The organism is Acinetobacter pragensis, from assembly GCF_001605895.1.
In the GTDB taxonomy this organism is placed as follows: domain Bacteria; phylum Pseudomonadota; class Gammaproteobacteria; order Pseudomonadales; family Moraxellaceae; genus Acinetobacter; species Acinetobacter pragensis.
In genome coordinates, this window is record NZ_LUAW01000020.1 from 126,540 (window position 1) to 139,256 (window position 12,717).

The window sequence follows — 12,717 nt, forward strand, 5'->3', positions numbered from 1 at the left end:
ATAATAATGAAAAATTGACGAGAACTTTATCAAATAAAAAACCGGGCTATGTAATTTAATGCAGCAAAACTGAAATAAAAAAACCTGCCCATAGGCAGGTTTTTTACAGAATCATGAACGGTTAAAAATCAAAAGATGTCTGCAGGAAGAAGGTACGCGGCTGCCCGACATATTTGCCTCCTGTACTGTCTGTTGAACGGGTGTAATACTGTTTATCGAAAACATTTTTTATGCCTGCCGCAACTTTTAGGCCATTCAGCTGCTGATTGAAATCATAGCCAGCGCGTACAGCAAAAGTTGAATAGCCGGCAATGTCTCCTAATTTCCCATTCGCTGTTTCTTCAGTTTGATAGATGCCTGAGTCTTGATTGCCAGGGGAATGCTGTTTGGACTGAGCGAACATGTCTGCATTGATATTCCATGCATCATATTGATAGCCGACTCCTAAATTGGCGACATGGCGTGAATAAAACGGTAAATCTTTGCCTTTAAAATTGCCTGCCTCAGCAACCGCTTTGGTGAAGGTATAATTGCCGTAAGCTGTTAGGCCTTCAAGTACATCACTGAATTGACCAAAATCATAACTGAGGCCCGCTTCAATACCTTTGTGGCTGGTTGCGCCTAAATCTGTCCAAATGCCATTGTTTTGAGCATCGCGCTCTAAAACCAGCTCCTTTTCAAAATCTAAATAAAAGGCGGTTAATTCTGCATTTAAACCATGGCCTAAATATTTGGTGCCAATTTCATAGTTATTTGATTTTTCAGGATGCAGTCCATCCGTTGTTGTTTGGGCAACATTGTTTACCGCGCGAGCCAATTGATTGTATTGCTGCGGGCCGAATGAAACCGCAGCGTTGGCGAAGATATTCCAATGTTCAGTAGCTTTGTACATGACCGCTAAGCTGGGTAAAAATTCTTCAGATTTGATCGAAGCATTGACAGTATTGTTTAAAACCCCGTTTTTGTATGCACTGAAATTATTATGGGTATCAATCGATTCGTAGCGTACGCCTGGTGTGATGCTCCATTTGCCTAATTCAAACCGGTTGTCGATATAAGCAGCATGCGCTTTGGTACCGCCGTTACTGGTCGTTCTGGTGTTGATTTTAGGTACAGCTGCGCCTTTTGCATAAGTGCTTGAACGGCCGGAAAGTTCTGAACTTTCTTCTTCTAAATAACGGTAGCCGACGGTTACTTCGCTATTGAGGCTACCTAATTGATACGCACGCGAATAACGGGGTTCAACAGCAAATACTTGATAATCGCGAGGGGAAATATCCAAATAGCGCTGCGTTGCGCTGGATTCTACCTCTAGATTGCTGGTGCGGAATGAGTCAATGTAATAGCTGAGCAGCTCAAAATTATTGACGTCATCTTTATGTGTATAGCGCAGTGAGGCATCCGAGCGGCGGCCGCTGAAATAATCGCGCTGATGAGCGCTTTGATATGGATTGGCTTTATACTGCTCAGACGTTAAACCTTCCGGCATTTCTCCAGTACCTTCATAGTGATGGAGGTTCAGCGCAATTTTGTCTTGATCATTGAAGTCATATGCGGTTTTCAGCAATACGTCATCAATATCTGTTTTATTGTTGTTTTCACGGTAACCATTGCCTTTGGTTCCCGAGTAAAGCAAGGCAAGGCCTAAGCTATTGTCCAGTGTGCCGCCCACAAATAAATTCGGGCTGAGCTTAGTTTGATCTGTACCCGACGCATATTCTGTGGTTAAGCCGACAGAACCTGAAAAAGTTTCTGGGATGCTGCGGGTTGAAAAATTAATAATACCGCCGACGTTTTGCGGCCCAAAGCGTACAGAGCCTGCACCGCGGACTACATCTACAGATTCAATATTGCCTAAAGAGACAGGCGCTAAAGACAGCTGCGGCTGACCATAAGGCGCAAAAGATAGCGGTACCCCATCCATTAAGATAGTCGAACGCGGGGAAAGGCGCGAAGTTAAGCCGCGGACACCAATATTTAATGATACATCGCTGCCGCCAGTGCCGTTGCTTTCCTGAACTTGCACGCCTGGAACCTGCCGTAAAGCGTCTTTAAGCGAGGTCGATGCAGTTTCATCTAAATACTTTCGGTCAATAATTGTTCGAGCGCCTGCATGCTGTTGAACTTTTTCGGCATTGGCATTTTTAAGCCAGTTGCCTTGCGCTTCAATGGTAATGGTCGGCAAAACATTGCTGCTGTCAGCTGTTTTTTCTTCAGCATGCGCGGCGGATAGGCAGAGCATTGAAAGGCCGACAGCTAGACTCAGCTGGGTCACCTTAAAATTTAGATTGTGAAACGGGGTGGGGCTTAAAAAAAACATTGTATTGTGAGCAATTGATTGGAGAGAGGCGGATATCATAACCATGCGTGATGCAAATATAAATAATAATTATTATCAATTGATACTGTTGTTTTATGGGGATTGCTTGAATGGCAGATTAAGAACGGATTCAATAAAAAAACCGCACATGTGTACGGTTTTTATGTGAATAAAACCTTTTATTTAAACTGAATTGTACCGTTTGCATTCACAGTGATTTTAGACTCGCCGCCAGCCATTTCCTGTTCTGGAACAGCATCGGCTGCTGCTGCTTTCATCATCGCATAGCGCGGAACAGGCTGGCCTCCGTAATTGCTGGTATTCAAATTTAAGTTAACTAAATTGTAGCCAGACTTATTCCATGCCTGTGAAAGCGTTTGCGCCCGCTGCTGGAAATTCTTTGAAGCCTCAATCATTAATTCACTTTCTACCTTTTTGCGTTGAGCGTCAGATACGGAAAAGTTGATCGATTGAGTTTGGAAATTCTGCTGCAGTTCGCTGACCAGCTGGCTGGCAGCTTTAAAATCGGTACTTTCTAAACGGATTTCCGCACGTCCGCGCCATTCTTTCAGTTTACGGCTGTCATTGTCATAGATCGGATACGTAGTTTGCGAACCGGTTTCAATTTTGACATTTGGGTATTTACGCGCAGTATTCACGGCTTGAGACATCAGCTGATTAATTTGCGCCGCCAGTTCCGCAGGCTGTTTATTTGATTTTTCTATATACAATACCGCATTCATTTCATCATTAGACACTTGACGGGCTGCATCCGCCTGAATGTTGACGATGTTGTAATTCAAGGATTCCGCCTGCTGTGCAAAAGCGGGAACACTCAGGGCGGAAGTAAGCAGCAGTGTTGATAAGGTAATTTTTTTCATGCTTAAGGCCTGTTTTTCTGCAAGAACGTCTTTAAAAAATACGGATTTGTGTTATGCACTTATCTTAAGTGCGGATTATGTCGGATTAAAGGAAAATATGTGGCGAGATTGTAAAATTCTAAGATTTTTTCAATTATTTTGGAAATAAAAAAACATTTTAAAATATGATCTTAGCTTTTGAAATAATTGAAAATTACAATAAACCTGCATAAGGTTTAAAAAAGCATAAGATAAAGGGGTTTTCTTTGAATTGTCACGTTGTAATATGATAATTCAAACTTCGGCTGGTCTTGATCCTTTTTTTCAATCAGTTTTAGCTATTTTATGATGCAAAACTTGTTTATTTTATTGAAAAAATCTGTATCATCCGCCCTCTAGTCATGACTAACAGATATAGTCGAACTGGATCCATAAAGCACCGAGTCAAAGGACCGCAAGTCACCCGACTTATTTCTTTCAACCCATATCAGAGATGGTAATTCGATATGAGCGTTTCTTCTGTAAATCCTGCCCCTAATTCTACTAACGAATACTACCTGACTCGCCAAAGTCAGATGGAATCCAATGTTCGTAGCTATCCGCGCAAACTTCCGCTAGCGATAGCAAAAGCCTTAGGGTGCTGGGTTACTGATGTTGAAGGTACAGAGTACCTCGATTGTTTAGCTGGGGCAGGAACATTGGCTTTAGGCCATAATCATCCTGCGGTAATTCAAAGTATTCAGGACACTTTAGCCAGTGGTCTTCCGCTGCATACTTTAGATTTAACAACGCCTTTAAAAGATGCTTTTACTGAGGCGCTTCTTGCACAGCTTCCGGGCGGCCAAGAAGAATACTGCTTACAGTTCTGCGGACCGTCTGGTGCAGATGGCACAGAAGCAGCAATTAAATTAGCCAAAACATATACAGGCCGCAGTTCAGTGATCAGCTTCTCAGGCGGCTATCACGGTATGACTCACGGTTCTTTAGCGATGACAGGCAACCTGTCTGCTAAAAATGCTGTGAATGGCTTAATGCCTGGCGTTCAGTTTATGCCTTATCCGCATGAATACCGCTGTCCGCTGGGTATTGGCGGTGAAGCTGGTGTAGATGCGCTGACTTATTTCTTTGAAAACTTTATCGAAGACGTAGAAAGCGGCGTCACAAAACCGGCCGCTGTGATTCTTGAAGCGATTCAAGGTGAAGGCGGTGTGGTAACAGCTCCAGTAAAATGGCTGAAAAAAATCCGCGAAGTGACTGAAAAGCACAACATTGTGCTGATTCTTGATGAAGTTCAAGCAGGCTTTGCGCGTTCAGGCAAAATGTTCGCCTTTGAACATGCTGGTATTGAACCGGACGTTGTAGTGATGTCTAAAGCAGTCGGCGGCAGCCTGCCGCTGGCAGTGCTGGCCATTAAGCGTAAGTTTGATGCATGGCAGCCGGCTGGCCATACGGGCACTTTCCGTGGCAACCAATTGGCGATGGGTACTGGTCTTGCAACGATCAAAACAATCAAAGAACAGAATCTTGCTCAAAATGCGCAAGAGCGCGGTGATTTCCTGCAAGCTGAAATTAAAAAATTAGCGACAGAATTTCCGTGCATCGGCAACGTTCGCGGCCGCGGTTTAATGATTGGTGTAGAAATTGTTGATGAACGCCAAAAAGCGGATCATATGGGTGCTTTCCCGGCTGATTCTCAATTGGCAGCGGCGATTCAAGCAGCATGCTTTAATAACAAGCTGCTGTTGGAAAAAGGCGGCCGTAACGGCACAGTAATTCGTTTGCTTTGCCCGCTGATCATCAATCAAGCCGAATGTGAAGAAGTGATTGTACGCTTCAAAAAAGCATTGGCTGAAGCACTTGTTGCAACTCGAGGCGCGTAAACATGGTTGATTTTGCAGAACATCGTAAAGCGTTATTCTGCAATGATGCACAATCCATAGCTGACTATCAGTCAGCTATGGGCGAGGCGGTGAAAGCCGTTTCTGCATGGTTGCAAAATGACAAAATGTACACCGGCGGCAGCATTAAAGATCTGCGCAGCGCAATTGCGTTCAATCCATCGAAAGACGGTATTGGTGTGCAAAAATCTTTAGAGCGCATGGTTGAGCTTTTTTTAAATAAAAGCTTAAAAGTGCATCACCCGCATTCACTTGCGCATTTGCACTGCCCAACGATGGTGACCAGTCAAATTGCGGAAGTGCTTATCAACGCGACTAACCAATCTATGGACTCATGGGATCAAAGCCCGGCAGGTTCACTGATGGAAGTTCAGCTGATTGATTGGCTTCGTCAAAAAGTAGGCTACGGGGCGGGTCAAGCCGGTGTATTCACTTCTGGCGGCACTCAATCTAACTTGATGGGTGTTTTGCTGGCGCGTGACGCGTGCATCTCAAAAAACTGGAAAGATGAAAACGGCAATCCGTGGTCAGTTCAGCGTGATGGCATTCCAGCGGATGCGATGCGTAATGTCAAAGTCATCTGTTCTGAAAATGCGCATTTCTCTGTGCAAAAGAACATGGCGATGATGGGCATGGGCTTCCAATCTGTTGTGACTGTTCCTGTGAACGGCAATGCGCAGATGGATGTTGACGCACTTGCGAAAACTATGGCGCACCTTCAATCTGAAGGCAAGATTGTGGCATGTGTCGTGGCAACTGCAGGTACGACCGATGCCGGCGCAATCGATCCACTGAAAGAAATCCGTGAAATCACCAACCAATATGGCGCGTGGATGCATATCGACGCAGCGTGGGGCGGTGCACTGATTCTTTCAAATGACTATCGTTCAATGCTGGACGGTATCGAGCTGTCTGATTCAGTAACGCTTGATTTCCATAAGCACTATTTCCAGACGATTTCATGCGGCGCGTTCTTGTTGAAAGACGAAGCGAACTACCGTTTCATGCACTACGAAGCTGAGTATTTAAACTCTGCTTATGATGAAGAGCATGGCGTTCCAAATCTAGTGTCTAAGTCGCTGCAAACTACACGCCGTTTTGACGCGTTGAAATTGTGGATGACAGTAGAAGCATTGGGTGAAGAGCTTTATGGCTCAATGATTGACCATGGCGTAAAATTGACGCGTGATGTTGCAGATTATATTACTGCAACTGACGGTTTGGAAATGCTGGTTGATCCACAGTTCGCATCTGTATTGTTCCGTGTCATTCCTGCTGGCTACCCAGCCGAATTGCTGGATACGCTGAACCAAAACGTCGCAGACGAATTGTTTGCGCGCGGTGAAGCGAATATTGGTGTGACTAAAGTCGGTCAAGTTCAATCATTGAAAATGACCACTTTAAGCCCAGTAGCGACTTTAGATAATGTGAAGAACTTGCTGGCGCTGGTGCTTGCAGAAGCTGACCGCATCAAAGGTCCAATTGCGGATGGCACTTATACACCTGCAATTGATTAATCAATGGCGTGTGTCAAAAAGGAGCTCTTATGAGCTCCTTTTTTATGCCTGAATTTTGCAGCATATCCTTAAAAGTATATTTTTATACTTTATCGATCCTTGACCCGGATCTAAAGCATTTCTACAGTAGGGGTGATTATGGATAATTGAAGACAGTGTATGGATCATGTTTTAAAAGAAGATTCAGTAATTAAAACAGCCCTGAACCAAGGAATATCAGGCTTTCAATGGCGGGTGATTATTCTATGCTTTGTCATTGCGCTATTTGACGGTTTTGACACCCAAGCGGTTGCATTTACTGCGCCAGCCTTATTGGAACATTTTAAATTAGAAGCAGGCGCATTGGCGCCTATTTTAACTGCTGGCATTGTGGGAATGACCATAGGCGCGATGCTGTTAGGGATTTTAGGGGATAAGCTTGGCCGCAGAAAAACACTGCTGTTCTGTGTTGCTATTTTTTCAATTTCAACGCTGCTCACTGCATTGGTCAGCAATGTTGATCAAATTCTGATTCTGCGCGTTATTGCCGGTTTGGGGATGGGGGGAGCAACCCCCGTCCTTTTGGCTTTGGCTGCTGAATATTCACCGCAAAAATATAAAGGTACAGTTACGACTGGTGTACTTTTAGCATTGCCAGCAGGCGCCATGATTGGCGGTTTGTTAGCGGCCAAGATTTTACCAATTTGGGGCTGGCAGGGGATTTATATTATTGGCGGCGCGTTACCGCTGGTTTTTTTAGCTGTATTGTACTTTATGCTGCCAGAGTCTTTGGAATATTTGGCGCAGCAGAAAAGCGCTGAAACTAAGCAAAAAATTACTGATATTATTGAAAGGATCAATGCGAAAAACACGGATATTTCAGATCAGGATTTGGCAAATCTAAGTCCTGCACGTACAGAAAAAATGCATTTCTCCATGCTGTTCAAGAATGGACTGGCAAGAACGACAGCAGGGGTATGGGGCGTATATTTCTTTAATTGGATTGCATGGTTTATGCTGCTGTCTTGGCTCCCGACTATTTTAAAACAAGCAGGCTTAGCGCCTGAGCAAGCGCCTTACGCATCAGTAACAGTCAATGCGGCATTCATTCTGTTTGCATTGCCGCTGGCGTATTTTCTGCCTAAATTAAATACCGCTAAGATTTTGTCCTTTATGCTGATTATTGGTTTAGGCGTAGTGGTCGGTTTAGGTCTGCTGATTCATTCGCAGCAATGGATGTATATTTTTGCCTTAATTGCTTTGGCCGGTTTCGGTATTGGCGGTCAGCAATTAGCATTGAACTATTTGGTTGTTCAGTCTTATCCCTCTCAAATTAGAGCAACGGCAACAGGCTGGGCGATTGGCATGGGGCGTTTTGGCGCAATTATCGGTTCGGCAATTGGTGGAATTATCTTAAATAAATTTGGCATTTCAGGTTATTTTTTTGCATTGGGAGTACCGTTAATTGCGGCATTCATTTGTATTTTATTGATTAAAGGCAGTAATAAAAATTCAGCGCAAGCGGTTGGCAGTATTGAACTTGTTCATTAAGCCAATACAGTAAAAAGAGGTCCTAAGACCTCTTTTTACTGTATTTTTTATGATGCAAACAGCGGGCTAAAGCCTTTCTTACGCAATAATTTACGGTACATGCTCGAGCTGCGGTCTGCTGGGAAATGCGCTTCAATGCTTAAATCCAATGGCAAGTATTCAGGTTTTTGTGATTCAGAGACTAAGCGGTCTTCTTCAAATATTTTGATGTTAAAGTCGTAAGCGTCTTCTACAGGTAACTCCATGTCATAATTACGGCAGATGGGCGCAAACAAGCGTGTAGAACGAGCAGTCATGGGTGATGCAGCATTCATAATGACTTGTTTTGCATCGTTCGGAAAATGAATGGTCAGCGTTGCTGTAAATGGCAAATGAATCTCGAAATGGCGTAACCATTGGAAACCGTCTTTACCTCGTTGATCTAGACCAATCGGGTAACGTCCGACACTGCTCCAATAGTCAGCATTAAATCCTGTTTCAGTTTCTATGGTTTTATAATCGGGTACTTCTGCATTTTCAGGATCACCAAAGGTATCAGGGTGTACCCATGCAAAATGCGCAACATCAATAAACCCTTCCACTTGACGCCCAGCGAAGCATTTAAAGTCGACTGTAGGGCAGACCAACTGCTGAAACTCTGCATCATCCCAATGCGGCATTATTGGGATATTAGGCGCTGCATCAGGTTGGGCAGTCAGAGAACACCAAATCAGACCATAGCGCTCCACGGCAGCATAGGTTTTAAGGTTGAAGCGCGCTGAAATTTTATGCTCCGGGTGAGCAGGAATGCGGTTGCAGTGGCCCTTGCTGCCAAAGCGTAAACCGTGATAGCGGCAGACGATGCCTTGTCCGTCATTTTGACCTAAGCTGAGCGGTACGCCGCGATGCGGGCAGGCATCTTGTGCGACAATCAGTTCCTCGCCCATTTTATAAATAACCAAAGGCATATCGAGTAACATCGTACCGTAGGGTTGCTCGTTAATATCACGGGCGAGTGCAATCGGATACCAATATTCTGCTAATAAATGCCAATCATGTTCATCAAAGCTCATGTGAACAGGCAGGTCAGGGTTATATGTCTTTATTTTGCTATTCATATCTTCATCAGCATGATTTCTTCATATGAATATAGGACAGCCCTGTGTATAGGGATATTTCAATTTTTGGGATCAGCTGTTCTAAAAAGCGGAAACAAAAAAGCAGCCTGAGGTCAGACTGCTTTAATGAAAGAGGGCTTATTTCACTTTGACAATTTTAGGTTCTTTCCACGTACCGTCTAAAGCAGCCTGTTCTGGCCAATACAAACGCATCAGCGCGAGGAATGGACCTGCAGGCGCTGGAAGCCAATTTGATTTCAGATTTGCTGCAGGCGCTTTGTTTTGAATATAAAGCGTAACTGAACCGTCCTTATTCTTTTTCAGCTGATCGGTCATGGTCGAGTTAATCAGATAGCGGTTCAGCTCATTCTCGTAGAGTAAACTTTCTGGCAGTTTGTACATGGTAAGTGACCAGAAAGATTTAGCTGGTGGCAATTGGCCTGCTGGAAAAGTCAATTGATAGCTGTTTTTGCCATCTAAAGGTTTGCCTTCAGCATCAACAAAATACGAAGGGTAAAGCGCTTCTTCTTTCGTGTTGCCATAGATGCCGAATACAGCCCCCATCATGCGGTCTAGATAACGCCCATCAATAAATTCGCGTGTTCCGAAGCCGTCTGCAGAAGAAATTTTGCCCGTGTCTAAGAAATTGGTTTTTCGATACTGCAAATCCGCCCACGCTTGCTGAATACCTTTAGGGATGGCCGCTTGAACAACAGGATCCAGTTTGCTGTATTCAAACTTTTTGCCCGGTACGATGCCAATCTGCTCAAACTCTTTCAGCATGGCTTTTTCTGAAGGGTGTACATGTGTGTACTGCAAAGCAAAATTCAGCTCATTAAAGAATTCTGGCGATTTTTTTTGCTCTTCTAGCGTCAATGGCTTAATAAAGTTGATTGCAGGCGCGGCTTTTGGCGCTTTTGTACCAAGATATTCAGATAGGGTACTGATTTTATATTTGCTTTGAATTTGCTTAACCTGTTCTAGGTCTTTATCAGAAAAAAGCTGGGTGCGGTAAACCAAGAAGGCTAAATCTGTTTCTGAGCGAATGACATCTTTAATGCCGGCCGGTTTGGCGCCTTTCCAGTTCGGGCCAACCAGCAAGAATTTTCCTGCACCGTTACCAGTAGCGCGGCTGCCCACGTAGGCGAAGTTATGCGTATACATATCTACAAATTGAATAGAGTAATAGCGTTTTTTATCAATCTCAGGAACACTCAGCACCAGCGGCTCAGTCCGCAGATCTGCACCGACAAAAGTGTAAGGCGTATCTGAATTCGGGGTTTGAATCGCTGTATCTTTCGGTGTGTAAACTCGCGCAATATTATGCGGTTCATTCCACGCGCCTTTATATTCAGGGCTATTTTTATCCACAAAATAAGAATACTGAACACGATAATTGTCTACAATCGGATAGCCATAGATATAGGCTTTTTTTACTAATTCTTCTGCTTGTGCGGATGTTAATTTAGCAAAAACAGGCTGGCTCATGCTGAGTCCTAGACCGACTAACGCACTAAACAGAATTTTATTCTTGGAAATGGTCATGCTGTTTATCCTCATTAAAAAAAGAAAAGGGATGCTATTTCAGCCTCCCTATATTTAATTATTTAGCTTGAGCAACAGGGAATTTCCAAGTGCCTTTCAAAATGGATTCTTGCGGTTGATATAGGCGAACCATATAGTTCCAGCCAGCGCTAATTGGCAAACAGTTCACTGTGGTTTTTGTACAGCCGCCGAACTGTATTTGATAGCTGCCGTCTTTTGCTGGTTTTGCAGTGATATTGTTCAGTGTGTAGCTTTCGAGATCATTTTTTTGGAAGAAGCCTTCTTTGTTGTATACGCTGATTGACCAGAAGCCATTCACTGGAACGTCTTTCGGTACAGTCATGGTATAAACAGTTTTTCCGTCATTTTTAGTTGGATAGACGTTGAGATAAGTCGCATCGCGCTGCGGGTTGCCGCCCCAGCCGGATGCCGCACCAATAAGGTGGCGTACCGGTTTGATTTCTTCTTTTTTACCAAACATATCGTTGGTATCCGGCAGACCGTTATTCAGCTTCAGTAAAGCATCACGGGTTTCTTTCTGGCTGGCTTGATCCCATTCAGGCATTTCAAGCTTGCCCGGGCCGCCTGGCTGCGACACTTTAATTTGATCCTGCAGCTTTTGCGCTTCTTTTAAGTCTTTGGGACTGTTCGGATCTACAAATGTACGGATTGCAAGCGCAACATAGCGCGTACCGACATTCTGCTCAGTCAGCGTATAGCTGCCCGGTTTGTAGTTTACCATAGGCGTGTAGTGGTCTTGGTTGATCACCTGCATTGACATAAAGCGTTTGCCGGCCTGAGGCAATGTAACTGTGACCGGGCCGGCTTTCAGGTCAAATACACCTGAAGAATAAAGTGTGTCACGGTTAAGCCGAATCACTTTTTGACCGTCAATAGGCGAAGGAAGGCGAGTATGATTGAGGCCGCCAAAACCGCCTTCTTGAGATGCAAAAGATTTGAAGTACAGGTCTGACTCAGCGCGTACAAAGTTGTCTGTATTGACCTTTGTTGGAGCTGCATGAAGCTGCATAGAAGCGGTAACTAAAGCTGCGAGTATTAATTTTTTAGAATGGTCCATATTAAATTTTCTCTAATGTGTTTATTGGTCAAAACGGGTTAACATTATTTTGGAAAAATGAATGATGCGATCAGGCGTACACCGAAATCTTTAGCGCTGGAGTCGGTGTCATGCGCCCAATAGCGGACACCGCCGCCGACACTAATTAATTGCTTGTCTACTTTGACAATTTTTGTTGCTGTTAAATTGATGGGAATGGTGTAGTCATCTGTATTCCAGTCATAAGTACTTTCAGTATTTAAGGAATAAGTCACACTGGTCGGTGTTGTATAGTTCAAGAAAGGCTGTAAAAACGTATTGTTTATGCCTTCATCGCCGTCTTTCTTTTTTACCGCCCAAATATGATTGGCAAGCGCTCCATAAGTCCAGCCATGGCTTTGTTTTGCAATGACAGCGGTAGGGCCTAAGCCATATTGGTCAGGGCCTAATGTTTTTTCAGATGCAGTCGGCAAGTAAATTACAGGGCCGAAGCCGATAATTAAGCCATCCGGACTTTTCGGGGTAGGGGTGAAAAAGAAGCTCTGGGTGATATCGCCTACACCCCAGTCTGTATCTTTATCAATTCCTTCATATTGCTGAACAATCACAGGCAGGACAGTTCGTGAGATGAGATTCCAGTTGTCATTCAGCTTAATCGGAATGACCGGCTGAATATTGAGCTGATAGCGTTCGATATTTTCAGCCGCGCCAATGTTGTCATCATAGTTCAGCTGAAAAGGCAAATTGATCACATCTGCAACGGGGTTAGAGAGCTTTTTTGCCAGTTCCGCCGCATCGTCGGCCATTGCAGAAAAGCTGAGTAAGAAGCCGTTGGAAAGCATCCATATTTTAAACAGATGAGCAGGTATTTTATTCATAATGTAATTTCCTAT

General features: G+C 44.1%; 9 protein-coding genes. 3 read left to right on the plus strand and 6 right to left on the minus strand.

Translation table 11 applies throughout. From position 1 onward, the window contains the following. Positions 1-121 precede the first annotated feature (121 nt). A complete protein-coding gene (locus AZH43_RS09090) occupies positions 122-2,320 on the minus strand; it encodes a TonB-dependent receptor family protein (protein WP_067668900.1) in 2,199 nt (732 codons plus the stop codon). A 179-nt stretch (positions 2,321-2,499) separates the two neighbouring features. Beyond that, positions 2,500-3,201, minus strand: a complete 702-nt coding sequence (locus AZH43_RS09095) for an SIMPL domain-containing protein (protein WP_067668901.1) — start codon at positions 3,199-3,201, stop codon at positions 2,500-2,502. A 485-nt stretch (positions 3,202-3,686) separates the two neighbouring features. Here AZH43_RS09095 and AZH43_RS09100 point away from each other — a divergent pair, with 485 nt between their 5' ends. The 3 genes from AZH43_RS09100 to AZH43_RS09110 all read left to right on the plus strand — a co-directional run bounded on the left by AZH43_RS09100 (position 3,687) and on the right by AZH43_RS09110 (position 8,125). After that, positions 3,687-5,060, plus strand: a complete 1,374-nt coding sequence (locus tag AZH43_RS09100) for a diaminobutyrate--2-oxoglutarate transaminase (RefSeq protein ID WP_067668903.1) — start codon at positions 3,687-3,689, stop codon at positions 5,058-5,060. Between the two features lie 2 nt (positions 5,061-5,062). Continuing rightward, positions 5,063-6,595 (plus strand): pyridoxal phosphate-dependent decarboxylase family protein, encoded by a 1,533-nt coding sequence (locus AZH43_RS09105; RefSeq protein ID WP_067668904.1) that lies wholly within the window; start codon positions 5,063-5,065, stop codon positions 6,593-6,595. A gap of 159 nt (positions 6,596-6,754) precedes the next feature. Beyond that, positions 6,755-8,125: an MFS transporter gene (locus tag AZH43_RS09110; protein ID WP_067668907.1), complete on the plus strand. Its 1,371-nt coding sequence runs from the start codon at positions 6,755-6,757 to the stop codon at positions 8,123-8,125. 47 nt (positions 8,126-8,172) lie between these two features. Here AZH43_RS09110 and AZH43_RS09115 read toward each other — a convergent pair whose 3' ends face one another. From AZH43_RS09115 to AZH43_RS09130, 4 genes are all read right to left on the minus strand, one after another. Beyond that, a complete protein-coding gene (locus tag AZH43_RS09115; protein WP_067668909.1) occupies positions 8,173-9,222 on the minus strand; it encodes a Rieske 2Fe-2S domain-containing protein in 1,050 nt (349 codons plus the stop codon). A 138-nt stretch (positions 9,223-9,360) separates the two neighbouring features. Beyond that, positions 9,361-10,767, minus strand: a complete 1,407-nt coding sequence (locus AZH43_RS09120; RefSeq protein ID WP_081406796.1) for a DUF1254 domain-containing protein — start codon at positions 10,765-10,767, stop codon at positions 9,361-9,363. 58 nt (positions 10,768-10,825) lie between these two features. After that, positions 10,826-11,845, minus strand: a complete 1,020-nt coding sequence (locus tag AZH43_RS09125; RefSeq protein WP_081406797.1) for a DUF1214 domain-containing protein — start codon at positions 11,843-11,845, stop codon at positions 10,826-10,828. A 44-nt stretch (positions 11,846-11,889) separates the two neighbouring features. Continuing rightward, on the minus strand, positions 11,890-12,702 hold the full coding sequence (locus AZH43_RS09130) for a hypothetical protein (RefSeq protein ID WP_067668913.1): 813 nt from the start codon (positions 12,700-12,702) through the stop codon (positions 11,890-11,892). Positions 12,703-12,717: the final 15 nt, after the last annotated feature.